Annotated in this window: 20 protein-coding genes; 18 read left to right on the top strand and 2 right to left on the bottom strand. The window is 59.3% G+C overall.

Going from position 1 to position 26,470, the window contains the following annotated elements; genetic code table 11:
* Window positions 1-131 precede the first annotated feature (131 nt).
* The 3 genes from ASE85_RS04320 to ASE85_RS04310 all read left to right on the top strand — a co-directional run bounded on the left by ASE85_RS04320 (window position 132) and on the right by ASE85_RS04310 (window position 6,330).
* Window positions 132-2,267, top strand: a complete 2,136-nt coding sequence (locus ASE85_RS04320; protein WP_056683898.1) for a TonB-dependent receptor domain-containing protein — start codon at window positions 132-134, stop codon at window positions 2,265-2,267.
* Window positions 2,268-2,379: 112 nt separating this feature from the next.
* A complete protein-coding gene (locus ASE85_RS04315; RefSeq protein ID WP_056683895.1) occupies window positions 2,380-3,195 on the top strand; it encodes an HpcH/HpaI aldolase/citrate lyase family protein in 816 nt (271 codons plus the stop codon).
* A 210-nt stretch (window positions 3,196-3,405) separates the two neighbouring features.
* Window positions 3,406-6,330 (top strand): TonB-dependent receptor plug domain-containing protein, encoded by a 2,925-nt coding sequence (locus ASE85_RS04310; RefSeq protein WP_056683892.1) that lies wholly within the window; start codon window positions 3,406-3,408, stop codon window positions 6,328-6,330.
* A gap of 105 nt (window positions 6,331-6,435) precedes the next feature.
* Here ASE85_RS04310 and ASE85_RS04305 read toward each other — a convergent pair whose 3' ends face one another.
* Complete coding sequence (locus ASE85_RS04305) at window positions 6,436-8,541, bottom strand: RelA/SpoT family protein (protein WP_056683889.1); 2,106 nt, start codon at window positions 8,539-8,541, stop codon at window positions 6,436-6,438.
* Between the two features lie 111 nt (window positions 8,542-8,652).
* On the opposite strand from ASE85_RS04305, the gene ASE85_RS04300 reads away from it, so the two are divergent.
* Genes ASE85_RS04300 through ASE85_RS04290 form a run of 3 tightly spaced genes read left to right on the top strand, consistent with a single transcriptional unit; the run spans window position 8,653 to window position 11,102 of the window.
* Window positions 8,653-9,135, top strand: a complete 483-nt coding sequence (locus ASE85_RS04300; RefSeq protein ID WP_056684374.1) for a winged helix-turn-helix transcriptional regulator — start codon at window positions 8,653-8,655, stop codon at window positions 9,133-9,135.
* A gap of 57 nt (window positions 9,136-9,192) precedes the next feature.
* The gene (locus tag ASE85_RS04295; RefSeq protein WP_056683886.1) at window positions 9,193-10,305 is read left to right on the top strand and encodes a sensor histidine kinase; all 1,113 of its coding nucleotides are present in this window, start codon (window positions 9,193-9,195) and stop codon (window positions 10,303-10,305) included.
* Complete coding sequence (locus ASE85_RS04290) at window positions 10,302-11,102, top strand: LytR/AlgR family response regulator transcription factor (RefSeq protein WP_056683883.1); 801 nt, start codon at window positions 10,302-10,304, stop codon at window positions 11,100-11,102. Before ASE85_RS04295 ends, ASE85_RS04290 begins: the two co-directional genes overlap by 4 nt.
* Before the next feature lie 66 nt (window positions 11,103-11,168).
* On the opposite strand, the gene ASE85_RS04285 is transcribed toward ASE85_RS04290, so the two are convergent.
* Window positions 11,169-11,900 carry an SDR family oxidoreductase gene (locus ASE85_RS04285; RefSeq protein WP_056683880.1) on the bottom strand — a complete coding sequence of 244 codons (732 nt, stop codon included), beginning with the start codon at window positions 11,898-11,900 and terminating at the stop codon, window positions 11,169-11,171.
* 181 nt (window positions 11,901-12,081) lie between these two features.
* Here ASE85_RS04285 and ASE85_RS04280 point away from each other — a divergent pair, with 181 nt between their 5' ends.
* The 12 genes from ASE85_RS04280 to ASE85_RS23685 all read left to right on the top strand — a co-directional run bounded on the left by ASE85_RS04280 (window position 12,082) and on the right by ASE85_RS23685 (window position 26,460).
* The gene (locus ASE85_RS04280) at window positions 12,082-12,975 is read left to right on the top strand and encodes an AraC family transcriptional regulator (protein WP_056683878.1); all 894 of its coding nucleotides are present in this window, start codon (window positions 12,082-12,084) and stop codon (window positions 12,973-12,975) included.
* Between the two features lie 1,055 nt (window positions 12,976-14,030).
* Complete coding sequence (locus ASE85_RS22845; protein ID WP_156358187.1) at window positions 14,031-16,079, top strand: hypothetical protein; 2,049 nt, start codon at window positions 14,031-14,033, stop codon at window positions 16,077-16,079.
* Between the two features lie 37 nt (window positions 16,080-16,116).
* Window positions 16,117-18,477: an RHS repeat domain-containing protein gene (locus ASE85_RS22210; RefSeq protein WP_082462642.1), complete on the top strand. Its 2,361-nt coding sequence runs from the start codon at window positions 16,117-16,119 to the stop codon at window positions 18,475-18,477.
* Between the two features lie 13 nt (window positions 18,478-18,490).
* Window positions 18,491-18,886 carry a hypothetical protein gene (locus ASE85_RS04265; protein WP_056683870.1) on the top strand — a complete coding sequence of 132 codons (396 nt, stop codon included), beginning with the start codon at window positions 18,491-18,493 and terminating at the stop codon, window positions 18,884-18,886.
* Between the two features lie 74 nt (window positions 18,887-18,960).
* Window positions 18,961-19,554, top strand: a complete 594-nt coding sequence (locus tag ASE85_RS22840; protein ID WP_156358186.1) for a hypothetical protein — start codon at window positions 18,961-18,963, stop codon at window positions 19,552-19,554.
* Window positions 19,555-19,681: 127 nt separating this feature from the next.
* Window positions 19,682-20,014, top strand: coding sequence for a TrbC/VirB2 family protein (locus ASE85_RS04260; RefSeq protein WP_235523212.1), 333 nt, complete (start codon window positions 19,682-19,684; stop codon window positions 20,012-20,014).
* 1 nt (window position 20,015) lies between these two features.
* The gene (locus tag ASE85_RS04255) at window positions 20,016-20,300 is read left to right on the top strand and encodes a type IV secretion system protein VirB3 (RefSeq protein WP_056683867.1); all 285 of its coding nucleotides are present in this window, start codon (window positions 20,016-20,018) and stop codon (window positions 20,298-20,300) included.
* Entirely contained in the window at window positions 20,273-22,660 is a 2,388-nt protein-coding gene (locus ASE85_RS04250; RefSeq protein WP_443018475.1) for a VirB4 family type IV secretion/conjugal transfer ATPase, read from the top strand. Before ASE85_RS04255 ends, ASE85_RS04250 begins: the two co-directional genes overlap by 28 nt.
* Window positions 22,660-23,904 (top strand): type IV secretion system protein, encoded by a 1,245-nt coding sequence (locus tag ASE85_RS04245; protein ID WP_056683860.1) that lies wholly within the window; start codon window positions 22,660-22,662, stop codon window positions 23,902-23,904. Before ASE85_RS04250 ends, ASE85_RS04245 begins: the two co-directional genes overlap by 1 nt.
* Window positions 23,901-24,704, top strand: coding sequence for a virB8 family protein (locus ASE85_RS04240; protein WP_056683858.1), 804 nt, complete (start codon window positions 23,901-23,903; stop codon window positions 24,702-24,704). Before ASE85_RS04245 ends, ASE85_RS04240 begins: the two co-directional genes overlap by 4 nt.
* Complete coding sequence (locus tag ASE85_RS04235) at window positions 24,701-25,387, top strand: TrbG/VirB9 family P-type conjugative transfer protein (RefSeq protein WP_056683856.1); 687 nt, start codon at window positions 24,701-24,703, stop codon at window positions 25,385-25,387. Before ASE85_RS04240 ends, ASE85_RS04235 begins: the two co-directional genes overlap by 4 nt.
* Window positions 25,387-26,460 (top strand): TrbI/VirB10 family protein, encoded by a 1,074-nt coding sequence (locus ASE85_RS23685; protein ID WP_235523211.1) that lies wholly within the window; start codon window positions 25,387-25,389, stop codon window positions 26,458-26,460. The genes ASE85_RS04235 and ASE85_RS23685 overlap by 1 nt, the downstream gene beginning before the upstream one ends.
* The last annotated feature ends 10 nt before the right edge of the window (window positions 26,461-26,470 follow it).

Genomic DNA, 26,470 nt, shown 5'->3' with positions numbered 1-26,470 from the left:
ATCTGTCTCTTCTCTGTAACGAATGGTTTCCCGCACTCCCAACCCGCTCCCCTTCATTGACATCCCCTCGCGGCCGCTCTCAACGGCGGGTGTATTAGTGATACGCATTCGCATTAGCTTATGGGGGATTTATGGGGTCGACGCGGTTGGGTACTTTGGCGCGGGCTTTTGGTGGGGCCGGGGTGCTGGCGCTGGCAGTCGTGGGACAGGCGGCTATCGCGGCGGATGCCGTCGATGCTGCGCCGGTCGAGGGCGACAGCGGGTCCGCGATCGTCGTGACGGCGGCGGGGTATGAGCAGACTATCGTCGAGGCGCCGGCCAGCATCACCGTGCTGGGGCGCGAGGCGTTGCAGGAAAAGCGCTTCGGCAGTCTGGCCGAAGCCTTGCAGGACGTGCAGGGCGTGGATGTCGGCGGGGAGGCGGGCAAGACCGGTGGTCTCAACATCTCCATTCGCGGCATGCCGAGCGACTATACGCTGGTCCTGATCGACGGCCGCCGCCAGAATGCGCCGGGCGGGGTGACGCCCAACGGCTTTGGCGAGACGTCGACCAGCTTCCTGCCGCCCTTTTCCGCGATCGACCGGATCGAGGTGGTGCGCGGGCCGATGTCCACGCTGTACGGGTCGGACGCGATGGGCGGCGTCGTCAACATCATCACCCGGAAGGTCGGCACGCGCTGGGTCGGGACCGCGAGCGCCGAAAGCACGATCCAGGGCGACGATCGCTTCGGCAATATCCAGTCGGTGAACGGCTTTGCGCAGGGGCCGGTGATCCGCGACCTGCTGGGGCTGACGCTGCGGGGCAGCGTGTTCCATCGCGAGGGATCGAACATCGCCATTCCGGGCGATCCGGCGCTGACGCTGGGGCGCAATCCGGTGCGGTCGGACGTCTATACTTATGGCGGGCGGTTGAGCCTGACGCCCCATGCCGACCATGACCTGTGGTTCGAGTTCGACCGCAACGAGCAAAGCTATGACAATAGCGAAGGGCAACTGGGGACGCTGGGGTCGGGCGGCTATGCGCCGGAACAGCGGTTCAACCGGTCCAACTATGTGATCGCGCATAGCTGGCGCATGGGCTTTGGCCAGTTGGACACGACGCTGACCCGCAACGAGACGGAGACGATCGGGCGGCTGATCCCCAATGGCACGCCGGGCGCGACGCCGGGCGCGCCACGGACGCTGGAGGCGCGCAACGACATATTGGATTCGCGCTTTGCCGGGAAGGTCGGCCCGGTCGCCTTCACGGTCGGCGGGCAATATTGGAAGGCGCGGATGGTCGAGGGCGTGGCGCCCGATCCGTTCACATTCACGCAGTGGGCGGGCTTTGCCGAGGCGACGCTGACCGTGGTGGACGGGTTCAACATCACCGGCGGCGCGCGCTACGACAATCACAGCAGTTTCGGCGATAAATGGTCGCCGCGCGTCTATGGCGTGTGGACTATCAACGAGGCGCTGACGCTCAAGGGCGGGGTGAGCCGCGGGTTCAAGACGCCGCGCGTCGAGCAGATCGCCGAGGGGATCATCGGCTTCGGCAATCAGGGGCGCACGCCGCTGCTGGGATCGCCGGGGCTGACGCCGGAAACCAGCACCAGTTATGAGGCGGGGCTTTATTATGACGGGCAGGGTGTCTTCAGCGGCAATGTGACCTTGTTCAACAACGACTTTACCGACAAGATCGCCAGCGGGCCGGGTATTCCCAATTGCCGCTTCGTGAGCAATCCGAACCTGCCGGGCTGCGTCGATGTGGGCAATTTCCCCAATGTCGAGTTGTTCAGCCAGTCGATCAACATCGACAAGGCGCGCACGCGCGGCGTGGAAGTGGCGACGCGCTTCGCCTTTACGCCGACTTTGTCGCTGAGCGCCAACTACACCTATACCGAGACGGAGCAGTTGAGCGGGTCGGAGGAAGGCTTGCCGCTGATCGGCATGCCCAAGCATATGCTGAACGGCAATCTGCGCTGGAAACTGGGCGACAAGGCGAGCCTGTGGGCGCGGGCAGAGGTGCGGTCGAGCCGCTATCGCGGCGCCAATGTGCAGCAGGGCGCGGTGGGCGACTTCCGTAGTTACGAAGTGTTCCATCTGGGCGGCTCGTATCAGCTGTCCCCGGCGTTCCGGCTGGCGGCGACGGTGTATAATGTGCTGGACACCGACTATGCGGTCTATGTGCCGTATCAGACCGCGCAGAATGTCAGGGCCTTCACGCCCGCTTATGCGATCAATCAGGAAGGGCGGCGGCTGTGGTTGTCGGCGACCGTGGACTTCTGACGCTCCGTCGGGCGGCGCGCTTTCGTCGCCCGGTCCGATTGGGGGTTGGGGGCGGGCCGCCTATTGGCTAACGGGGGGGGTGAAGCCATCCAAGGCCCTATGGAGAGTGCCCATGCAGTTGCGCCATGCCCGTTCCATCCTGTTCCTGCCGGCGTCCAACGCCCGCGCCATCGCCAAGGTGCGGACGTTGCCGTGCGACATGGTGATACTGGACCTGGAGGATGCGGTGCCCGACGACGCCAAGGACAGCGCGCGCGACGCGGCGGTCGCGGCGCTGGCGGAGGGCTTTGGCGAGCGGATCGCAGCAGTACGGATCAACGTCGAGGGGACGCCCTGGCATGGGGTGGAGATGGTCGCGCTCAAGACGGCGGCGGCCGACTATGTGGTATTGCCCAAGGTGGAGCATCCCCGGCAGGTCAAGGATGTGTTCAGCGTCTGCCACAAGCCGGTGATCGCGATGATCGAAAGCGCGCAGGGCGTGCTGGCGGCGGTGGAGATCGCGCGGGCGGAGGGCTGTGCCGGGCTGTTCATGGGGAATAACGACCTGCGCAAGGATCTGTGCATCCCGGCGGGCGCGGGGCGCGAGGGGCTGAGCCATGCGATGCAGGCGGTGGTGCTGGCGGCGCGGGCGGCGGGCATCGCGGTGTTCGACGGCGTGTTCAACCGGCTGGACGATGCGGCAGGGCTGGAGGCGGAATGTGCCGAGGGATACCGCCAAGGCTTCGATGGCAAGACGCTGATCCATCCGGCGCAGGTGACGGTGGCGAACCAGATGTTCGGTCCCGATGCGCAGGCGCTGGCCGACGCGCGGCGGCTGGTCGAGGCGGCGACCGGCGGGGCGGAGCGGTTCGAGGGGCGCATGATCGAGACGATGCATGTCGAGGAGGCGCGGGCGCTGATCGCACGGGCGGAGGCTGTGGGCGCATAGGACCGATGCCGTAGCGGCAAGGGTGGATTGCGCGCTGTTTTTTCGGTCATCTTCCGTTCAGGATGCCGTGTTGCAGTGATGCTACAGGTGGCAATAAAAGCGCCACAAATCGCTCCGTTCGTCGCAGCGGCGTTGACCCGGCGCGACGGGACGGGCGTTTTCGGGTCAGTCGAGTTCTCCCCCGAACTCCTGAAAACAGAGGGATATTTTATGCACCGCACCGCTGCCGCGGCGCGCAGGCTCCTTGCGGCCAGCGCGCTCACGACCCTGTTTGCTTTTCCCGCGCTGGCGCAGGACGCGACGCCCGCCGACGATGGCGACACCATCGTCGTGACCGGCAGCCGCATCCAGCGCAGCGATTATAATATCGCCAACCCGCTGGTGACGGTGACCGCCGAGACGCTGGAGCAGGCGGGCAACGTGCAGCTGGTCGACACGCTGCGGCAGAATCCGGCGCTGATTTCCTCCTTCGGCGGGGCGCAGACATCCGGTTCCAATGCGGGCTTTGGGTCGGTCGGCGTGCAGTTGCTGAACCTGCGTGGCCTGGGCGAGGATCGCACGCTGGTACTGGTCAATGGCCGCCGCCATGTGGCGAGCCTGTCGGGATCGGCCGCGGTCGATATCAACACCATTCCCACCGGCCTGATCGAGGGCGTGGACGTGCTGACCGGCGGCGCATCGGCCATCTATGGCGCGGACGGTGTGTCGGGCGTGGTCAATTTCCGTCTGAAGCGCAATTTCGATGGCTTCATGGCGAGCGGCCAGGCGGGCATTTCCAGCCGGGGCGACGCCGGGCAGCGTGAAGGGTCGCTGACCTATGGCAAGAATTTCAGCGACGGCCGTGGCAATATCGCTCTGTCCTACGAGTTTCGCGAACAAGACCGGCTGAGCAGCTTCAATCGCGGGCGCACCGGCGATCCGTTGCGCACCTATGGAATCGTGCGCAATCCGGCCGATTTCCCAGACGATCCCAATGTACCAGACCGCCTGGCGTTCAACAATCTGCGCTATGCCGACAGTTCGCTGGGTGGCGCGATCGACGTGGATCTGGACGGGATTCCCGACTTCACCGGGGAAGGCAAAGTCTATGACCGTGGCACGCTGCTGCCGTCGTCGGGCGGCCTGACGCAGGGCGGAGACAGCACGCCGCTGGCGGGCTATCAGGGCGACTTGCAGGCCTATAACCGGGTGCATAATTTCAACCTGCTGTCGCATTATGATTTCAGCGACGCGGTGAAATTCTTCTTCGAAGCCAAATATGTAAAGAACAAGACCAGCACGGTGTCGCAGCCGTCCTTCGACTTCTTCACCTATCTGGCGCCCGACAACGCCTATTTGCAGGACAAGTTCGGCGCGGTGGCGCCGGACGGAGCCTATGTGTCGCGCGACAATTTCGACATGGGCGTACGCGGCGAAAAGAATGAGCGCGAGACGATGCGCTTCGTCGGCGGGTTCGAGGGCGCGATTTCCGATCATGCCCGCTACGAGCTGTCCTACACGTTCGGCCAGACCAAGTCGAAGGTGCTGCTGACCGACTATCGCATCGGCGACCGCTATTGGGCCTCGATCGACGCGGTGCGCGACCCGGCCACCGGGCAGATCGTCTGCCGGTCCGACCTGGACCCCACGGGCAATATCAATCCCGAAAATTATGACGCGCCGGCCACCACCTTCACGCCGGGCGCGGGGAGCGGTTGCCGTCCGCTCAACCTGCTGGGCAACGGCGCGCCGAGCCAGGCGGCGCTCGACTGGGTCAATGCCGACATCATGAACCGCGCTAGAGTCCAGCAACATGTCGTGTCGGGTTCTATTTCCGGCGATTTCGGTCAGTTCTTTGAATTGCCGGGCGGCCCGATCGGCTTCGCCATCGGCGGCGAATATCGCAAGGAGAAGAGCAGCTTCGTACCCGACGAGCTGTTGCAGCAAGGGGCGTTGGCCGACTTCTCGTTGCAGTTGCCTGAAAAGGGCAGCTTCGACGTAAAGGAGATTTTCGGCGAATTGTCGGTGCCGGTGCTGAAGGAAGTGCCCTTCGCTTATAATCTGAGCTTTGGCGCGGCACTGCGGTTGTCTGACTATTCGACTATCGGCAAGACCACGACCTGGAAGGTGGACGGCACCTATGCGCCGATCCCGGACATCACGTTCCGCGGCACTTGGTCTGAGGCCGTGCGAGCGCCCAACGTCACGGAATTGTTCGCGCCGACCAATGGCGGGTTCGATTTTATCGGTGATCCTTGTGATCCGGTCTATATCAATGACGGCACGCAATATCGGGCGGCCAATTGTCAGGCCACTTTGGCCGCTTTGGGCCTTACCCCGCAGCAGATCGCGGACTTCAATCCCGAAAACGATCCGACTGCTACCGTCAGCTTGCCCGGCACAACCGGCGGCAATCGCAACCTGCGCGAGGAAACGGCGCGTACATGGACGGCAGGCGTCGTGTTGCGCCCAAGCTTCATCCCCGGCCTTACGGCGTCGTTCGACTGGTATGACATCAAGCTGAAGAATGCGATCAGCTATGCTACGGCCGAAGAGGTCGCGGAACTGTGCGTCGATCAGCCTACGCTGGACAATGTCTTCTGCCAGAATATCGGCCGCGATTCGACGACGGGATACATCAATAGCTGGTACGTCCAACCTCAAAATGTCGCCAATTATCGTACATCTGGCGCAGATTTCAAGATGAACTACGCCTTTGAAACCGCAAAGGCCGGCGCGTTTTCAGTCACGCTGGTTGGAGGATATCTCAACAAGCTAGACCTGATCCCGACGCCGGGCGCCAGCGTCGATGTGGACCGGGAGGAAGCCTATTATCCCAAGTGGAACGCCACCGGGGATATCACCTGGAAGATGGACAAGCTGACGATCAACTATGGCGTGAGCTGGTTCAGCAAGACGCGCCGTTACGAGTTGGAGCAGACCAACGCCAATCCCGATCTGACCGAGGCGAAATATCTGAAGTACAAGGAAAAGTGGCAGCACGACCTGTATGTCGCCTATGATGTAGACGAACGGTTCCGCTTCTATGTCGGCGCGAACAACCTGTTCGACCAGCAGCCCTCGATCGCGTCGAGCAACTATCCGGTCAGCTATGTCGGCCGCTATATGTATGCGGGCGCCAAGATCACGATGTGATCCGGTTCGGGCATAAGGGTTAAAGGAAGGGGCGGAGATTTTCCGCCCCTTTTCTTATGGGGCCGCCCCTTTTCTTATGGGGACTGCGACCTTGAGGCTGGCGCTTCAGACCCGGTCGGCCTGCACCACCACGTCGATCGCGCGCAGGGCTGAGAGGATGCGGTTCAAATGCTGCGCGTCGGCGACTTCCAGGTCGATGACGTCGGTGTGGAAGGGGCCTTCGCGATTGACCAGTTGCAGGTTGAGGATGTTCGCCTTGGTCGCGCCGAAGACGTTGGCGACGGCGGCCAGCGCACCCGGCTGATTCTTGACGATGACGGAGAGGCGCGCGGTGCCGCCCTTCGACTTGCTGTCCCAGGACAGGTCGACCCAGTCGTCGTCCTGCTCCACCTCCAGCGAGCGGCAGTCGATCGTGTGCACCTCGATCGGCTCGCCGGTGCGGCGCACGCCGACGATCCGGTCGCCGGGCACGGGGTGGCAGCAATCGCTGAGGTTGTAGGCGATGCCCGGCGTCAGGCCGCGGATGGACACGGGTTCATGCTGGCGGGGATGCGCTTCCGCCATGCCCTCATGGGAGGTGGAGCCGGGGATCAGCGCCTCCATCACTTCGCTGTCGAGCAGGCGATGAGTCGCGATCGCCACCATCAGCGACGCGCGATCGTCCAGCTTCAGGCGCTTGAGGGCGGCGGTCAGCGCCTTGTCGCCCAGTTCCCTGGCAAGGTCCGGGGAGAAGCGGCCGATTATCTCTTCATAGAGTTTTTCGCCCAGCTTGATTTCCTCGCCGCGCTGTTTCTGGCGGATATAGCGGCGGATGGCGGCACGCGCCTTGCCGGTGATGGCGAAGGTCAGCCAGCCGGGCTGTGGTTCCTGGCCCTCTGACTTGAGGATTTCGACCTGGTCGCCATTTTCCAGGCTGGTGCGCAGCGGCACGACGCGGCCATTGACCTTGGCCCCCACGGTCTGGTTGCCGAGCGAGGTGTGGACGGCATAGGCGAAATCGACCGGGGTCGACCCCTTGGGCATCTGATGCAGTTCGCCCTTGGGCGAGAAGGCGAAGATGCGGTCCTGATACATCGCCATGCGGGTATGTTCGAGCAGTTCGTCGGCGTCCTGGCTCTGTTCCAGGATTTCGACCAGGTCGCGCAGCCAGGCGGCGTGATGGTCGGTGGCGTCGCCCTTCTGCTTGTAGGCCCAATGCGCGGCGAGGCCGAGTTCGGCGTCGTTATGCATGTCGCGGCTGCGAATCTGCACCTCGATCCGGGCATTGTCCTGATGGATGACGGTGGTGTGCAGCGACTGATAGCCGTTGCGCTTGGGGGTGGAGATATAATCCTTGAACCGGCCGGGGACCATCTTGAAGGTCTGGTGGATGATGCCGAGCGCGCGGTAGCAGGCCTCATGGCTGTCGGTGATGACGCGGAAGGCCATCACGTCGGTCAGCTGCTCGAAGCTGATATGCCGTTCCTGCATCTTCCTGAAGATGGAATAGGGGTGTTTTTCGCGGCCCGACACGCTGACCGACATGCCCTTGCCCGCCAGCAGCAATTGCAGTTCCGCGCCGATCCGGTCGACCTTGTCATGGCCGCCTTCCTTGAGCTGCTCCAGCCGCTTGGTGATGCTGGCATAGGCTTCCGGCTCGATCTCGCGGAAGGCGAGCAACTGCATCTCGCGCATGAAATCATACATGCCGATGCGTTCGGCGAGCGGGGCGTAGATATCCATCGTCTCGCGCGCGATGCGGCGGCGCTTGTCGGGATTCTTGATGAAGTGCAGCGTGCGCATATTGTGCAGCCGGTCGGCGAGCTTCACCAGCAGCACGCGGATATCGTCCGACATGGCGAGCAGGAATTTGCGCAGATTCTCCGCCGCCCGCTCATTTTCGGACATGGCCTCGATCTTGCTGAGCTTGGTCACGCCGTCGACCATGCGCGCGACATCCTTGCCGAACGCGGCCTCTATCTCCTCATAGGTGACCAGCGTATCCTCGATCGTGTCGTGCAGCAGCGCGGTCACGATCGTCTGGTCGTCCAGGTTGAAGTCGGTCAGGATGCCCGCCACCTCGATCGGGTGGCTGAAATAAGGGTCGCCGCTGGCGCGCTTTTGCGAGCCATGTTTCTGGACCGAAAAGACATAGGCGCGGTTGATCATGGCTTCGTCCGCATCCGGATCGTAGCGCTTTACCCGTTCGACAAGTTCATATTGACGCAGCATCGTTGCCCGATTGTGTGAGAACGGGCTTGCGGTGCAACAAAAAAATCCCATTTGGCATGAATAAGGCTGCGATTTTGCAACCCCCGCCGCTTTGCGCTATGCGTGAGAATGATGAAACATAGTCTTGCCCAGGATCTGGAACAATGCGCGCTGCCCAGCGCGCTGGAGATGATGGGTGAACGCTGGTCGTTCCTCATCCTGCGCGGCGCACTGTCGGGCATTCGCCATTTCGAGGAATTTCAGTCCACCCTGGGCATCGCCCGCAACATATTGGCCAACCGGCTGTCGCGGCTGGTGGAAAACGGCATATTGGTGCGCCAGCCGATGCAGTGCGACCGGCGCAAGGTCGAATATCGGCTGACGGAAAAGGGGCAGGGGCTGGCCCCGGCCATGATCGCGCTGCGCCAGTGGGGCGAGAAATGGGGATGCGGCACGCCGGCCTGCCAGGTGCTGGCGGACAAGCGCGACGGCCAGCCGATCCGCCCGATCGCCATGCAGGCGCATGACGGGCGCACGCTCGACCTGGCCGACCTGGTCTGGCTGTGCACCGACGAGGTGACGCCGATGACCGAGGAGCCGGCGGCGGCGGCCTGACGATGGGTGGCTAAACCGACTTTGACCGGGCGCGCAAATGGCCTAAGTCTGGGTGCAATGTCCGTCACCGTACCACGCATCAAGCCGCAGCCGTTCTTCGCCGACAAGAATCGCGCCTTCTGGAACCTCCAGTCGCTGGGCTGGGCGGGCGCCTTCCTGTTGCGCGGCTCCTCCACCATCGCCAACGGCCAGCCGCTCTCCAGCCTTGTGCCGGTGCTGATCTCCACTGTGTCCGGCTATTCGGTGACGCTGCTGATTGCGGTGATGTTCCGCTTTCTGGTGAAGAAGCGGCCGATCGTCACCTGGGGCGTGTCGATCGTCACCGTGGTCGCGGCCGCCGCGCTCGTTGCCTTTATCGACTCCTGGGTTTTTTCGACGCAGAACAGGGCGAGCGAGACGGCGGGGCTGCAACTGTTCCTGGGCGCCTTCTATCTGTCGATGACGCTGCTGGGAGCATGGTCTTCGCTTTACTATGCGATCAATTTCTACCTGACGGTGGAGGAACAGGCGGACCAGTTGCTGCGGCTGGAAAATCAGGCCGCCAACGCGCAACTGGCGATGCTGCGGTATCAGTTGAACCCGCATTTCCTGTTCAATACGCTCAACAGCATCTCGACTCTGGTGCTGCTCAAGCAGACCGACCGGGCCAATGCGATGCTGTCGCGGCTGTCCTCCTTCCTGCGCTATACGCTGATCAACGAACCGACCGCGCAGGTGACGATCGAGCAGGAGATCGAGACGCTGAAACTCTATCTGGAGATCGAGAAGATGCGGTTCGAAGATCGGTTGCGCCCGGTCTTCACCATCGATCCTGCCGTCGCCCACGCGCGATTGCCCTCGCTCCTGCTCCAGCCGCTGGTCGAAAATGCGATCAAATATGCGGTCACGCCCAAGGAGGAAGGGGCCGAAATAGCGGTCAGCGCGCAGCCTGCCGGGGATAATGTACGGATCGTCGTATCGGACAGCGGGCCGGGATTGAATGAAGGCGGAATGAGGCCGCACATCCCGATGAGCGAGGGGACCGGTATCGGCCTGCCGAACATCCGGGACCGGTTAATTCAGGCCTTCGGGGAACGACAGAGCTTTGAAACGCGTTCCACGCCGGGCGGATTTTCGGTCATCATCGAAATTCCGCTTAACATGGATGAAACATCGAAAGTGGCCGCATGACCATCAGAACAATCCTCGTCGATGACGAAAGCCTGGCCATTCAAGGACTCCAACTGCGTCTGCAAGCGCATGAGGATGTCGACATTATCGAAACCTGCAACAACGGCCGCGAAGCCATCCGCGCGATCAAGACGCATAAACCCGACCTTGTGTTCCTCGACATTCAGATGCCCGGCTTCGATGGCTTTTCCGTCGTGCAGGGCCTGATGGAGGTGGAGCCGCCGCTGGTGATTTTCTGCACCGCATATAGCGACCACGCGATCCGCGCGTTCGAGGCGCAGGCGGTCGATTATCTGATGAAGCCGGTGGACGACGGGCGCCTGGCCGATGCGCTGGACCGGGTGCGCCAGCGCCTGAACGAGAAGCGGCAGGTGCAGGAAGTCGAGAAGCTGCGTGAAGTGCTGGCCGAGGTCGCGCCGCAGGCGATGAGCGATTTCGTGACCGACGATGATTCGCCCGCGTCCAGCCGGTTCGAGAAGCTGATCAACATCAAGGATCGCGGGCAGATATTCCGCGTCGATGTGGATTCGATCGAGCGGATCGATGCGGCGGGCGATTATATGTGCATCTATACCGCCGACAATTCGCTGATCCTGCGCGAGACGATGAAGGATCTGGAAAAGCGGCTGGACCCGCGAAATTTCCAGCGCGTGCATCGCTCGACCATCGTGAACCTGAGCCAGGTGCGGCAGGTGAAGCCCCACACCAATGGCGAATGTTTCCTGGTGCTGGAGAGCGGCGCGCAGGTGAAGGTCAGCCGCTCCTATCGCGATGTGGTGGCGCGCTTCGTGCACTGATCTGCTGATGGTCGTTCCATCAATGCATGGGCCGCCCTGCAAGGAGCGGCCCATTTGCATATACCCTCAATCCATCGTGCGGACCGGCCGCACGACCAGTTCGTTGACGTCGACATCGGCGGGCTGTTCCACCGCATAGGCGATGGCGCGGGCGATCGCGTCCGGGGTGAGGGCGATGGCACGGAAATCGGCCATCGCGGCAGCGGCGCCGGCTTCGGTGATGGTGCCGGCCAGTTCCGATTCCACCACGCCCGGCGACACGACGGTCACGCGGATATCGTCATGTTCCATGCGCAGCCCGTCGGAAATGGCGCGCACCGCATATTTGGTGGCGCTGTACACGCCGCAGGTCGACCAGACGCGATAGCCACCGATCGAGGAGATATTGACGAAATGGCCGCTCGCCTGCGCCTTGAAGCGGGGCAGGGCGGCGGCGATGCCGTGCAGGACGCCGCGGATGTTGACGTCGATCATCCGGTCCCATTCATCGACCTTCAGACTGTCGAAGCGGGACAGCGGCATAAGACCGGCATTGTTCACCAGCACGTCGATCCGGCCGAACGCGGCTTCGGTCGCGGCGACGAAGGCCTCGAAATCCGTCCGGTCGGTGACGTCCAGCGCCCGGAAGGCGACCGTCCCGCCCGCCGCGTTCAGTTCGTCCGCCAGTTTCGCCAGCCGATCGGTGCGGCGCGCGCCCAGCATCAACTTCGCGCCGCGCGCCGCCAGCAGCCGCGCCGTGCCTTCGCCGATGCCGCTGCTGGCGCCGGTGATTGCGATGACCTTCGTGTTGATTGCCATGTCCTGTCTCCCATGTTCGGGCGGATCGACCGTCGATCCGATGGTTTATGAATGCGCCATCATGGGGTGGGAGCGGTAGAATGGGCTTGCGCGATGATTGCACGATTTTCCAGATGTGGGGCGGACAGGCTGTTCAGGTGGACACAGGGGCGATAGGGTCCGAGGTAAAGGAGAAAGCCCTATGTCGCACGATGCCCTTGGTCGGCAGATTGCCCGATATGCCGATACGGACGGGATCATCGACACGACCATCCCGCGCCTGACGCTGGTGCGCTGGAGCCATGCGGACGAGCCGGTGCATATGCTCCAGCGGCCGGCGCTCTGCATCATCGCGCACGGGGCCAAGCGGGTGATGCTGGGGGACAGCGTGGTGGCCTATGGGCCGGCCAGCTATCTGGTCGCCTCGCTCGACCTGCCGATCACAGGCATGGTGACGCAGGCCAGCGACGATGCGCCCTATCTCTGCTTCTGCCTTTATCTGGACCCGGTGCTGCTGTCCGACATCGCCATCGCCCTGCCGCCCGCTGCCCCATCGGCGGAGGGGAGCGCATTGTCGCTGCATCCTGTCACGCCGGAATTGCTGGACGCAGCGACGCGGCTCACCGCGCTGCTGGGCGATCCGGGCGGCGCGCCGCTGCTGGCGCCGATCATCGAGCGGGAATTGCTGGTGCGGCTGATGACCGGGCCGAGCGGCGGCATCGTCCGCGCGATCGCGGCGGGGGAAAGCCGGACGGGGCAGATCGCGCGGGCGATCGGCTGGCTGAAGGCGCATTTCCGCGAGCCGTTTAATGGTCCGGGGCTGGCGGATCTGGCGGGGATGAGCGTATCGAGCTTCCACGAGCATTTCCGCCGCGCGACCGCGATGACGCCGCTGCAATATCAGAAGCAGCTGCGGTTGCAGGCGGCGCGGACGTTGATGCTGGCCGACCGGCTGGACGCGGCGGAGGCGGGGTTTCGGGTGGGGTATGACAGCCCGTCGCAATTCAGCCGCGAATATCGCCGCCTGTTCGGCGCGCCGCCGGTGCGGGACATGGGGCGGTTGCGGGCGATGCCGCAGGTGGCGCTGGCGATTTGAGGGGGGATGGGTGGGTTGCGGACACTTCAACCCCATACAGTCGTCCCCGCGCAGGCGAGGAACCATCTCCCCAGCTTTGCAATTGGCGCAAGCCCAGGAGATGGGTTCCCGCCTTCGCGGGGTCACCTTTGTTGTAATGCTTTGGAGATAGCAATCTGAACCCGTACGGCATGTTCGTGACGTCCCAATACCGCCAAAGTATCCTAACACATCGGCAGGTACCAACGGAGGGACGCTGGTTCCCCCTGATTTACTGTATCGCTCCGGTGAGGGCCGCCTTGCGGTGATCGGCTGATATTTTGACATGGCACTGGTGAACGCGCCGATGTTTGCATCGATACTAAGGACGGTATGATGAGTCAGATCACGGTAAATTCGGGGCCGGAGCGGCGGGGGGTATGGACCGATCAACAGAAGCGTGAACTGGTCGCGGCGGTTTCGGTACGCGCCAGCCGCCGCAATGCCCCTCCGTCGAAATCCAACCGCAACCCAAGCGCCGCCGCCATCGCAAACTTCCTCCAATTTGCGACTCTGAATCAGAGAATCCGCCGAAAAGAAATCCCCCGTGAGTCAGGCCCTCAAGGATTTGGTATTACAGCGACAGCGATAGAGCCGGTTCAGCTAGATGTCCGCGACGTAGTCAATTATGACAAACACCGTTTCCCGTCTGGATGCCTTGTCACAAGCCGAGTGAATCGCTTAGGTAAGATCGTATCTATCTAAGGGGGTAATGATGAACCTATTGGAATGGCTTGGCTTTAATGCGGCCTACCGCCTAACTGACCGTGTAGGCATTTTACAGCAGTTATCACTTCTCCTGTGATACGCGGTCGAGGAGGTAGGTGAAGAGCCCTAGAAATGCGAAAAGCTATTTCGGTGCAAATTCGCCAGTGGCACGTCGTCTCGCCTGTTGGAGCACCTCGCTTCTTAGGGTCCAGGCCTTTGCAATCGCACTACGGTTCTTTACCGCTACGCTATCGATTTTGTCGACGTCCAATTTTACCCGGGTCATTACGGAATTGCGAATCTAACCGCAAGAAAGTCAGGAAATCACAATGAATAAGACAGTTTACAGAACCGTCTTGCTTTGTTTTTCAAGCGTCCTCAATACATCCCCCGTCCTTGCTGATCCGCCACCTCCAAGCGTACCTCAGGTGCAGTTTGTCGATGCTTCCGGCACAGATCTTATCTCGCTCGTCACGAGTGTGCCAGCGCCGCGCATTGATGTGAATGGAATTAGCTTCAAATTTGCACCGACATTACCTCCTTATCGGCATAATTACTCAGATGCTATCGTTGTTCAGGAGGATCCCTACATAGGCGTAACTCATGACTTTGTCACATTCGAGGGTAAATCCTACCAGTTTTCGCCCGTAAGCGGGCAATCTGGCCTGTGGATTTTTAAACCAGAACGTCAAAGTCAAGGTTCTAGCCTTGTTCAAATCAATACCACTACATATCAACTAACTACACCCGACGGCACGATAGTAACATACGACGCCTCATTCCGTAGTTCGGAATATGCAATCACTAATGAGCCCGCCCTCCTAACCGGAAACCCTGATTCTCCGGGATTTCTCGCCACAGCTATTTCTGCCACGCGAGCCGATGGTGAGAAGCTGGATTATTATTATTCTACGACCACTAATGGGTTGAAGAATTTGAGAGCAATTAAGAGCTCGCTTGGTTGGATCATTAAAATAGACTCCCAAATATTTTCTCGCACGTATAACTCGGGAACGCGCATAGGTGCCGAACCGAATAAGGTTTACATAATAAACTCAGCTATGGATTACTGCGATCCAATAGCGAGCGTTTGTACGACAACATCTGGCCCCAGCAGACGAGAAATAAATATTACAACAGCTAATGGATTTGAGTTTATATATAGAAATAAGTCTTTGGCAGAAATTTTCAGGAATAAATATAGCACGCCCACCGTCAATGGCGGATATAGTTTTCCTTCTGGCCAAACATTTGCTTTTTCTAGACCTGGATTTGGTTTGCTACCCGTTCAGAATGGAAACGTTCAGGTGGGGCAGTCTACATGGTCATATAATAAAACTATCGTTGACACTTCAAATGTCGGTCCGACTTTTTATACCGCGAAAACTACTAGTACCAATCCAGATGGAAAGACAAGACAAGTAAAGTTTTACGCGCTACAACAGGTGCCTATTGAATCAATAAATGAGATAGGATCAAAAACGATATACCAATTTGATGACGATCGATTTCTAATCCGTCAAATAGACCCCGAAGCTACATATAGTGGTTCGTCACTTACTGGTGGATACAGCGAATACAGCTATGATGCTCGTCGTAATCTGACACAAATCCGAGCGTATCCAAAAGGTGGAGGCGTTCCCCTAACTCAGTATTTTAGCTACGAGGGGTCATGTAACTCTTCTAACTTTCGCTTCTGCAATAGGGTTAAGAGTCATACTGATAATAATGGAAATATTACAAATTACGTCTACTCAGCGGACCACGGCGGCATAGTGTCCGAAACATATCCCGCAGATGTCAATGGTCTCAAAAGGCAGATACGGTACTTCCATCAACAAATCTCTCCGACGATCGCATTGTCTGGCGGCGGCTTCTCTAGCAGTACGCCCATTTGGCGTATTACGAAAAAATCTGAGTGCGTGGTTTCCGCTGCGGCCGATCCTGCGTCATGTATAGGTACCGCGACCGAGACGATCGAGGAATACTCTTACAACGCAAAAAATTTAACTATGGCGTCTAAATTAGTTAAACTTGGAAACGGCACCGTTCTCAGTACAGATAACTACACATATGGCTATTTTGGCGAAATTCTGTCGATAACGTCTCTACAGAGTGGCTTAGATACAAAAAAGTATTACGTATATGACACTGACGGAAAGATAACGCATGAGATTTGGCCGGATCCCGATGCAACGGGTCCGCTGTCGCGAAAAATAGTGAAGTACGTCTATGATGCCGATGGGCGAAAGGTCGAAACTCAAGATGGTTATGGCTCCATGACGGATGGCACCGACTTCGTTTGGCAGCAGAAGGTAAGACTCACGTACGACAGCTCAACTGGTCAGCTTGCAAAGCGTGAGACCGTCACGCCGTGATTTTCCCTGCCGTTTTCACCCTAATAGGAACGCAACGATGAGATATCGATATTTCAAGCGTTTGCTCGGCGCAAATCTGACAGCAATTATATGTAGTACCTTTGGTGTGGCACATGCAGAGACAGTCGTCGCTGTATCGCAGTATAGCTATGACTCGATAGGGCGATTGCAGTGCGAAGTAATTCGAATGGATCCTTCGCAATGGGCCGGGCAAGGCGGTGCCTGCATTCCGCAGGCCGGTGGCCCAAATGGGGCCGACAGAGTGACGAAAAACATATACGATGACGCAGGCCGACTGTTACAAGTCCGCAAAGCGGTTGGAACATCTCTCGAACAGGCATACGTTACATATAAATACACTGCGAATGGCAAACGGGAATATATAATAGATGCTAAGGGAAATCGAGCAAAATTCGAATATGATGGCTTTGATCGTCAGACTAAATGGATATTTCCATCAGTTGCACTCGCTTCTTCATTTAACGACAGCACTCCGGCCTTGGCGGTATCTACATCGGGAAGCGAAAATACTGCAGACTTCGAGCAATATGGTTACGATAACAATGGCAATCGTACCGGGCTGAAGAAGCGAGATGGGCGGTTCATCTGCCAGAAGTTCGATGGTCTCAATCGGGTCACCAGCAAATTCTATTTGGCAGCAACTGCGACCCTAGCGCAGTGCCTGTCGGCTTCGCCTTCCGGCATGGATGCGGTCTATTATGGCTATGATTTGCGTGGCCTGCAAACTTTCGCCCGTTACGGATCAAGCGCCCCCACCTCCCAGGGAATTACCAATAACTACGATGGGCTGGGACAACTTACATCCAGTGCCAACAGCATGGGTGGCACTGTTCGCACCCTTTCTCACTTGTATGACGCAAATGGCAACCGGACGCGACTAACATATCCAGATGCGAACTTCGTCACATTTGAGTATGACAGCCTAGATCGCATGACGCTGATTAAACAAGGCGCCAATTCTGTCATTGGAAGCATTGTATATAATAACCGAGGCGAGCGTGATTGCTGGCTATCAAGCGGGGTGTCGACATGCGGTACAAGTGACGCCAACAAGACTGATTATAGCTATGACAACGTTGGTAGGCTTGCGAGCATAAAGATTGATCTTGCTGGAACTGCAGCAGATGTCACGTTCTGTATGGGCAGTCTAAGTGGCACAACCTGTGCGCCATCATATAATCCTGCGGGGCAAGCGCTGGGTCGCACAACGAGCAATGATAGCTACGTTTGGAATGGACATGGCGCTGTCAATCGTTCCTATGTCAGCAACGGGCGGAACCAGTACAGCAATGTAGGTGGGACAAATTTCAACTATGATGCCAACGGAAATATCACGTCTGATGGCTCAAATACGTATGTTTATGATATAGAGAATCGTTTGATAAGTTCATCTGGCATTAACAGCGTATCGCTATCATATGATCCTCTTGGCAGGCTTTTTCAGACACAAGGGTCAACAGTTAGCCAGTTTCTCTACGATGGCGATGAATTAGTTGCCGAATATTCGGGTTCGGCATCTTTGTCGCGGCGCTACGTTCATGGCCCGAATGTGGACGAACCCTTGTTTTGGTACGAAGGCGCAGATTTGTCGGACCGACGTGTCTTGCGGTCCAATCATCAAGGAAGTATCGTTTCAATTGGTGCCAGTGCTGGATCGAGTATTGGTATCAATACATACGACGAGTACGGTATACCGGGTAGTGGTAACACAGGTCGGTTTTCGTATACAGGGCAAGCTTTTGTTCCTGATCTCGGTATGTATTATTACAAAGCTCGCATTTATTCGCCTACCTTGGGACGATTCTTGCAAAGCGATCCTATTGGATACGATGACCAATTTAATCTCTACGCTTACGTCGGTAATGACCCAGTCAATTTGACGGATCCTACTGGTATGGATCCTGACATTGCAATCACAGACGAAATTGTGGTGGTCGGGAAAAAACTTGGGCAAGTTACTGTTACAGCGGGCATCGGATTCATTCGGTTTCTAAATTTTGCGAGCAAAGCGCCGATTTCAGCAGTTGAGATGTTGGTCAGCGCAGAGGCTTTGGGGGGCAATGACACTTGTGCAGGGGGTTGCACGTCTGCGATCGAAAATCCCAATAAGCCAAAGAGAAAGAAAGCCAAAGATCGGATCGCTGATCAGCAGAAAGCTGAGCGAGACCGTCGCGCCAGCAAAACGGGGGGTGAGCCAGATTCCGGCGGAAGTCCTAAAAACAATATAGCACAAAATAGCCAGGCGGAGTCGGTTGTAAAGCAGCTGAATCTGAATGAAAAGCAGGCAGATGCGCTTCATCGGGAAATCACGAAGCGGAACTTAGATAGATCAGAGATACTGGATGTTGCGAAATCACTATTTGGAAAAGTTCAATGACGTGGAATTATAAATGAAATTGCTTTCGGGTATACATGAGAAAAAAGTTAGTGACGTTGAGATGGGTTACGGATCTTTTTTCTACATATTTTTTGAGGACGCCGGAGAGGATGTAACAAAGCTATGGGTGTACAGTACAAGTTGGGCATTAACAGTTAATGGTGTCGGGCTTGTCTCCAGCGATGATATCGATCAATTTAAATTTGATGATTTGCTAATGGCGCTTAAGCACAGGAAGTTGATTGATATATATGTGTTGGATAGCTTGGAATTTCATATTGATTTCGAAGGTGAGGTAGCGTTGGAAATGTGGGTAGAAGAGGCAGACCCGGATTCCCTTGGGGCAGTAATTTTGTACCGCAATGGAGAATTTGTAGATAAGATTAAATATCCGATAAGCGAGCAATAGTTCAGTGGGTCGATAATATCTTACGATGCTATTATGTATTTGGCAGTCGCTAAACTGCTACTGAAGGAGGACTGATGCGAAAACTTTCAAAAGTGCTATTAAATGCGATGCTTCTATTAGCGTACTCAGTGCCCGTCAGGGCGGAAAATCTTACCTATGCCTATGACGCACTTGGTCGCCTCGTTGGCACGGTTTCCGTTGTCAGCTCAGCTAACATAGCCACATCGATATACAGTTATGATAAAGCCAACAATAGGTCTGTCGTTTGGGTGGCGAAGGCAGATGGTATCAAGCGCCCAGTTTTCCGTTTCTTCACGGTGGCGCGGGGGCATTTTTACACTATTGGCTTTATGGAAGGTCATGCTGGAGGCCTAGGCGCAGAAGGTCCAACCTTTAATCTCTACGTCTCCGGCGGTACGGGACGGCAGGCACTTTATCGCTGTTATAACGCTTCTTCGGTCGACGATTTCATATCGACGTCGAGCAGCTGCGAGGGACAAACCGTTAATAGTATCTTAGGCTATGCGTCCACCGCGAGTGGCACAGGGCTGACGCAATTGCATCGATGCTACCGAACAAGCGATATGGATCATCTAATCACGAAAAACATGTCGGAATGCACGAACTACGGCTACACGTACGAAATGTCCCTTGGCTATGTGCCTTGAATTTCTGAGTCTGGTACATACAGTCCTGGGCGAAGTTCGAGACACGCAAGCTGTTCTGTTGCTTTTTGGGTTTAGCACTGACAGCTGAAGTGCATAGTTATCTGTAAATGAAGGCCGAGATTTGCTAATGTTTCAGGTACGCCAGTGGTATAATCTAGCTTGCCGCTTTTGGTTTGCTATCGTGATTTGGCCGGCCTTTCCGGCGCTGGCCCAAGCTGATTTTAACGATCCCGCTGGGTCTGGCCCCATCGTTGGTGCGCTCCAATGGCTGCAAGGCACACTGCTAGGCACGGTTGCAACGGTAGCCGCTGTCATCGCCGTCGCAGCTGTCGGCTTCATGATGCTCACAGGCCGCATGAATTGGCGCTATGGCGCTGTGGTGATCCTGGGCTGTTTCATCCTGTTCGGCGCGGCCAGCATCGTGGGCGGCATCCAATCCACCGCATCGGCCGGTTACTGAGGTGAGCCATCTCGACCGCGATACCCTGTTTGTAGCCTTGGCCCGCCCGCAGATGTTCGCGGGCGTCACCTACAGCTTCTTCGTCCTCAACGCGATCGTCACCACCGAGCTGTTTTTGGTGCTGAAGTCGGTCTGGGTGCTGCTGGCGGCGGTCATCATCCATGTTATCGGCTATCTCGCCTGCCTGCGCGATCCGCATATTTTCGAACTGTGGCTGGTCAAGGCCGCCCGCTGCCCCCGTGTCCCCAATCATCGGCGCTGGCGTTGCAATTCCTATCGTCCCTGAGCGCAAGCGAGAAGGCAGCAAAGCGCGAGCGGTCGGTCGGCAGCAGGCTCCCCTATGCCGCGCAGATCGACGATCATACGCTGCTGACCCGCGACGGCCTGATGATGCAGGTGGTCCATCTGGGCGGCTTTCTGTTTGAGACCGCCGACACTGACGAGCTTAACTATCGCAAGGGTCTGCGCGATGCGATGCTCCAGGCGATCGGCTCTTCCCGCTTCGCCCTATATCACCATATCATCCGCCGCCGCGTCGATACGTCGCTGGAGGCCGACTATCCCGACAGTTTCAGCGCCCGGCTGGACGAGGCCTGGCGTGCGCGGCTGGGTTCGCGGCACCTCTATGTGAACGATCTCTTCGTCACGATCGTGCGCCGACCCATGCAAGGGCGCAGCGGCATCGCCGATCGCCTGTCGCGCAAGTTGACCGGAACTGGTTCTGGCGCGGCCGATCGCGCCGCCGACAAGCGCGCGCTCGACACGGCGACGGAGCAGATCGTCGCGGCGTTGGGTCATTATAGGCCGCGCATCCTTACCGCCTACGACACCGATCGCGGTTCCTGCTCGGAGCCGCTCGAATTTCTCTCGATGATCCTCAACGGCGAGATGCGCCCCGTGCGCCTACCCGAGGGCGATGTCGGCGAGTATCTCCCCTATCGCCGGATCAGCTTTGGCCAGGACATGGTGGAACTGGCGGCTGCCGGTGACATGCCCCGCGAGTTTCAGGCCATTCTCTCGATCAAGGATTATCCGGGCCAGACTACGCCCGGGATGCTCGACGACCTGCTGCGCCTTCCCGCCGAGATGGTGGTGAGCCAGAGCTTTGGCTTCGTCGATCGCCAGGCTGGGCTTGGCCGTATGAACCTAGCGCTGCGCCGTATGCGCGCGTCGGACGATGAGGCACTCAGCCTGCGCGGCGAACTAGGCGGGGCGAAGGATGATCTGGCCGCAGGGCGCGCCGCCTTTGGCGAACATCATCTCACCATCGCCGTGCGCGGCACCGACATGAATGTCGTCGATGCCCATGTTGCTGAGGTCCAGTCAGCTCTGACCGATCTTGGCCTCATCGCCGTGCGTGAGGAGATTGGTTTGGAAGGGGGTTATTGGGCGCAGTTCCCCGGCAACTTCCCCTATATCGCTCGGCGTGCGCTGATCTCGTCACGTAATTTCGCAAGCCTGGCGAGCTATCATAATTTCCCAAGCGGCCGGGCCACCGGCAATCATTGGGGTGATGCCGTCACCATATTGGAATCCACCGCCGCCGGTCCCTATCATTTCAACTTCCACCAGGGGGATCTGGGCAACTTCACCGTCATCGGGCCGTCAGGTTCGGGCAAGACCGTGGTGCTCAACTTCCTGCTGGCCCAGGCGCGCAAGTTTGCGCCGCGCATCATCTTCTTCGACAAGGATCGCGGGGCCGAGCTGTTCATTCGCGCCATCGGCGGCGTCTACGACATATTGCGTCCCGGCATGTCGGCCGCGCTAAACCCGCTCCAGATTGACGACAGCCCCGAGAACCGCCGCTTCCTCATCGACTGGATTGGCCGTCTCGTGATGCTGCCCGGTACGCCGCTGACCCCGCAGGAGCTGCTCCACATCCAGGAAGCGGTCGATGCCAGCTATGCCGTGCCACGCTCGCATCGCCGTCTGCGTCATGTCGCCCAGCTGTTCCGGGGCAGCGAACGGCCCCATGCCAATGATCTCTGGTCCCGCCTACGCCCCTGGTGGGGTGAAGGCGAACATGCCTGGCTGTTCGATCATGAGGAGGATCGTACCGACATTGCGGCCATGACCGTCGGCTTCGACATGACCCGCATCCTCGATACGCCCGTGCTGCGTACGCCTGCGATGATGTATCTCTTCCATCGGGTGGAAGAGCGGCTCGACGGCACTCCGGCGATCATCGTAATCGACGAGGGCTGGAAGGCGCTCGACGACGATATTTTCGTCCACAAGATCAAGGATTGGGAAAAGACGATCCGTAAGCGCAACGGCATTGTCGGCTTCGCCACACAGAGCGCAGAGGACGCCCTGTCCAGCAAGATCGCCAGCGCCATCGTCGAACAGGCAGCGACCCAGATATTCATGGCCAACGCCAAGGCGCGGCGAGAGGATTATTGCGACGGCTTCGGTCTTACCTCCCATGAATATGATCTTGTCCGCAGCCTCGCCGACAATACCCATTGTTTCCTAATTAAGCATGGCAATGACAGCGTGGTCGCGCGGCTCAACCTTTCGGGCGAAGGGGACATCCTCACCATCCTTTCGGGGCGTGAGCGCACCGTGCGCCTCCTCGACGAGATACGCGACCGTGTGGGCGACGATCCGCAGGCCTGGCTGCCCGAACTGCTCAAGGTCGCCTGATGGAGAGTTGCGCGCCCTTCGACGCCGCCCAGGGCTATGCGATGGCGCTTACCCGCTATGTCGATTGCCAGGCCACGCTGCTGGGCGAAGGCGGCTATGCGGCGCTGTCGGCCAGCAACTCGCCGATCATCATCGCACTGGGCGGGCTTCTCACCATCCTCATCGCCTTCCAGGGCTATCGCCTGCTGCTGGGCGAGCAGTTGGTTCTTCGCGATGGAATATTGCTGGCCGCCAAGATCGGCCTCGTGCTGGCCTTTGCGACCCAATGGTCCGCTTATCGTTCGGTGGTTTATAATCTGGCGATCGAAGCGCCGCAGGAAGTGGTCGCGTTGCTGCCTGGCGCGGGCGGCGGATCGGGGCGCAGCTTTCCGGCGCGGCTCCAGACCAGCTATCAGACCATTGCGGAACTGACCCGGCCGTCTCCGAATGCGCCTCCCGCTGCGGTCGCAGCATCCCAGGAGGGCACGGCGGTAGCGCCGACTGCGCCAGCAGCAGCGCCTATTTTGTCATACTCGCTCGCCGGTAATCCGTTGCTCACCACGGCGGGCATCTTGCTGCTCGTGTCGGGCCTTGCCGTCCTCGTCACGGTCCGGCTGGTTGCAGGCCTTCTGCTGGCACTGGGACCGCTTTTCTTTGCCTGCCTGTTGTTTGATACGACGCGGGGATTGTTCGAAGGGTGGGTCCGCGCCCTGCTAGGCACCGCGATCGCCAGTGTCGCGACCGGCGTGCTGTTGGGCATCGAAATGTCGATCGTCGAGCCGCAGCTTGCCAATGTGATCGGGGCGATGATGGCGGGCACTCTCCCGGTGCTGGCCCCCGGCGAGATATTGGCGACCATCCTGATCTTCACGCTGGCGACCCTGATCGCGCTAGCCATTTCCCTGAAGATGGGGGCGGGCTTCCGCTTTCTGGAACGCGGCTGGGCCTTAGGCGCAAGAGCGTCTGAACGCTGGCGTGCTATGGCTCCAGCCGCCGCGCCAAGGACAGAGACGCTGGGCAATCCGACACGGTCGCAAGAAGAAGGCCGCTCGCGCGCTGCGATGATGTCGGATGCTATCAAGATCAGCGATCAATGGTGGATGCGGCCCGCCCTTGCCGGAACGGGACCGGACCCAGCGCGGCGAATCGAGATATCTGATCGGGGCACTATCGAACCACCACCCACGCCCCTTGGGCAAAGCTACAGGCGCACAGGCAACCAGCGCAGGACGAAGAGTATGAGCCAGCGGAACAGCCGGACATGAACGACAGGAACAAGAACGCCGATCAGCCTGTGTCTGACCGTCAGGTCTATTATGCGCGGGCTGCAAGCTGGGCGGACGACAGCCAAGAGACGCTGCGCCAGTCGCGCCGGATCGCCTGGATCATTGCGGGTATCGCCTGCGGCGTCGCTGCCTTTGCGGTCATTGCCATCGCGTTGATGATGCCGCTCAAGACGATCGTCCCCTATACGCTGCTGGTGGATCGCACGACCGGCTATGTTCAGTTGCTCAAGGGTGATGGCCGTCAGGTGCTGGCACCTGATGAGGCGCTGCTCAAATCGCTGCTCGCCCAATATGTGATTGCGCGCGAAGGGTTCGACATCACCAGCGTCCAGGCCGACTATCGCAAGGTCGGCCTCTGGTCGGCCGAACGGGCGCGCAGCGATTATATGGCGATCATGCCCGCCTCTAATCCGGCCAGCCCCTTCCAGCGCTATCCCCGGACCACTGTCCTTGCGGTCCATATCAAGAGCGTCTCACCGCTGGGTCCAGGCACGGCCCAGGTGCGGTTCGAGACCGAGCGGCAGGATCAGGGACAGGTCGACGGGCCGCGTGACGCCTGGGTCGGGATTGTCCGATACCGCTTCATCGACGCCGCCATGTCGATGGAGGATCGGCTGATCAATCCGCTGGGATTCCAGGTGGTGCGTTATCGCAAGGACCAGGAGGCCATGCCCCAGCCGGTAGTCCAAACCGTGCCTGTCCAAAAAGGCGGGGCGGTGCTCCAGCCTACGACTATGCTGCCAGCCTCGCCTTCAGCGGCAAGGACGCCGCAGCAATGATCCGCGCCGCGCCTCTCTTGCTGTTGCTGCTCTGTGCGCCTGCGCAGGCAGAGGTTTTGCCGCAAGCCTCTCCCGGCGACCCACGGATTCAGACAGTCGATTATGACGCCGATCAGGTCGTGCGCCTGCCTCTACAGATGGGTTATGCGCTCAGTATCGAGTTCGCGCCGGACGAACGGATCGAGAATGTCGCGATCGGCGAGAGCGCGGGTTGGCAGGTCACGCCCAACAAGCGCGCAGATCACCTGTTCCTCAAGCCGACCGAAGGCGCGGTGGATACCAATCTTATCGTCCTCACCGATGCGCGGCGGTACAGCTTCCTACTCGCGCCCGGATCGGCTATCGGCATCAGTCCCTATGTGGTCAAGTTCCGCTATGCCGGTATCGATATGGCCCCGCCGACCGTGGTCAGCGAAACTCGTAGCGCCTATCGCGTCAAGGGCGCGAAGGAGTTGATCCCATCCGAGATGTCCGACGATGGCCTGGCGACGATCATCCGTTGGCCTGCCGATGTCGCCATTCCTGCCATCTACGCGGTCGATGCGCAGGGTGATGAGACTTTGATCAACGGGGCCATGCGCGATGGCCTGTTCGTGGTCGATTCCATCGCACCCCGGTTCGTGTTCCGCTCGGGCAAGCGCAAGGCGGTGGCCGTGCGCCAGATCGCCAAGGGGCAACCCTGATGCAGGAGGCTGTCGACCCCAGGAGCGAGTTGGATGACCGCACCGTTGAGCCGATTGTCCGCATGCCATCGGCGGGGCTTTCCGGTGTCGCCATTGCCATCATCTGCGTCCTGTTGGGGGTCGGATTGTTTCTGATCCTCGATGGCAATCGCCGACGTAACGCGCAGGCCAGTGCCAAGGCCGCGCCGGTTGAGGCGATGCTGGTCGCACCGCAGCCGCTGGCGGTGCCGCTGCCACCGCTCGAACCAATACAGGCTGTTCTGCTCCCCCACAGCACGGAAAGTCCGCCCGCACCTCCACCGCCGGTGGTCGAGAGGCCGCAGCCCATGGTTTCCGGGCCGGTCTACATGCCACCGATGCCGCCATCGCAGTCGGAAACACCGACACCCGCACGCGCAAGGAAAGAGGGCAGCGATTCGCCGCTGATCATTGACCTGGCTTCGGGCGACGGCCTGGGCAATGCGTCTGCCGCAGCCGGGGCAGCGGGCGATGATCAGGCCGTGCGCGCCAGCGTCATCCGCAATCGCGCCAATCTCGTACCCCAGGGTTCGATGATCAGCGCTGTGTTGGAGACGCCCATCGACAGCCGCAGGCCTGGCCTGGTGCGGGCCATCGTGTCGCGCGACGCGAGAGGCTTTGACGGAAGCCGCGTACTGATCCCGCGCGGCAGCCGTTTGATCGGCGAGGCGGCAGGGGACTCGAAACCGGGGCAAAGGCGGGTTCTGGTGACCTGGAACCGTCTCATTCGGCCCGACGGCGTCGCCATCCGTATCGGCTCCCCTGCTGCCGACGTGCTGGGCGGCGCAGGCATCCGAGGCAAGGTCAACAACCACTTCATTGAGCGGTTCGGCAATGCCGTGCTGCAATCGGCGCTCACCATCGGCGTCAACATTGCCTCGCGGCCCAAGAGCAACTCGGTGATCGTCGGACTGCCTGGGCAGGTTGGTGCGACGGGTCAGAATTTCCTGCCCAATGTCGATCCGTCGCCAACCATCAAGGTCGCCTCAGGCGCTGAGGTATCGGTGTTCGTCGCCAGGGATCTGGACTTTAGCGGCACTGGGCTGCGCCGGTGAGTGATCGGGA

The organism is Sphingobium sp. Leaf26, assembly GCF_001421665.1.
Lineage (GTDB): Bacteria > Pseudomonadota > Alphaproteobacteria > Sphingomonadales > Sphingomonadaceae > Sphingobium.
This window is presented reverse-complemented; position numbering and strand designations above follow the sequence as displayed.

What these genes read in the sequence shown, in the direction of transcription:
- ASE85_RS04320 (WP_056683898.1), top strand. Translation starts at nt 132, where the DNA reads ATGGGGTCGACGCGGTTGGGTACTTTGGCGCGGGCTTTTGGTGGGGCC.
- ASE85_RS04315 (WP_056683895.1), top strand. Translation starts at nt 2,380, where the DNA reads ATGCAGTTGCGCCATGCCCGTTCCATCCTGTTCCTGCCGGCGTCCAAC.
- ASE85_RS04310 (WP_056683892.1), top strand. Translation starts at nt 3,406, where the DNA reads ATGCACCGCACCGCTGCCGCGGCGCGCAGGCTCCTTGCGGCCAGCGCG.
- ASE85_RS04305 (WP_056683889.1), bottom strand. Translation starts at nt 8,541, where the DNA reads ATGCTGCGTCAATATGAACTTGTCGAACGGGTAAAGCGCTACGATCCG.
- ASE85_RS04300 (WP_056684374.1), top strand. Translation starts at nt 8,653, where the DNA reads ATGAAACATAGTCTTGCCCAGGATCTGGAACAATGCGCGCTGCCCAGC.
- ASE85_RS04295 (WP_056683886.1), top strand. Translation starts at nt 9,193, where the DNA reads ATGTCCGTCACCGTACCACGCATCAAGCCGCAGCCGTTCTTCGCCGAC.
- ASE85_RS04290 (WP_056683883.1), top strand. Translation starts at nt 10,302, where the DNA reads ATGACCATCAGAACAATCCTCGTCGATGACGAAAGCCTGGCCATTCAA.
- ASE85_RS04285 (WP_056683880.1), bottom strand. Translation starts at nt 11,900, where the DNA reads ATGGCAATCAACACGAAGGTCATCGCAATCACCGGCGCCAGCAGCGGC.
- ASE85_RS04280 (WP_056683878.1), top strand. Translation starts at nt 12,082, where the DNA reads ATGTCGCACGATGCCCTTGGTCGGCAGATTGCCCGATATGCCGATACG.
- ASE85_RS22845 (WP_156358187.1), top strand. Translation starts at nt 14,031, where the DNA reads ATGAATAAGACAGTTTACAGAACCGTCTTGCTTTGTTTTTCAAGCGTC.
- ASE85_RS22210 (WP_082462642.1), top strand. Translation starts at nt 16,117, where the DNA reads ATGAGATATCGATATTTCAAGCGTTTGCTCGGCGCAAATCTGACAGCA.
- ASE85_RS04265 (WP_056683870.1), top strand. Translation starts at nt 18,491, where the DNA reads ATGAAATTGCTTTCGGGTATACATGAGAAAAAAGTTAGTGACGTTGAG.
- ASE85_RS22840 (WP_156358186.1), top strand. Translation starts at nt 18,961, where the DNA reads ATGCGAAAACTTTCAAAAGTGCTATTAAATGCGATGCTTCTATTAGCG.
- ASE85_RS04260 (WP_235523212.1), top strand. Translation starts at nt 19,682, where the DNA reads ATGTTTCAGGTACGCCAGTGGTATAATCTAGCTTGCCGCTTTTGGTTT.
- ASE85_RS04245 (WP_056683860.1), top strand. Translation starts at nt 22,660, where the DNA reads ATGGAGAGTTGCGCGCCCTTCGACGCCGCCCAGGGCTATGCGATGGCG.
- ASE85_RS04240 (WP_056683858.1), top strand. Translation starts at nt 23,901, where the DNA reads ATGAACGACAGGAACAAGAACGCCGATCAGCCTGTGTCTGACCGTCAG.
- ASE85_RS04235 (WP_056683856.1), top strand. Translation starts at nt 24,701, where the DNA reads ATGATCCGCGCCGCGCCTCTCTTGCTGTTGCTGCTCTGTGCGCCTGCG.
- ASE85_RS23685 (WP_235523211.1), top strand. Translation starts at nt 25,387, where the DNA reads ATGCAGGAGGCTGTCGACCCCAGGAGCGAGTTGGATGACCGCACCGTT.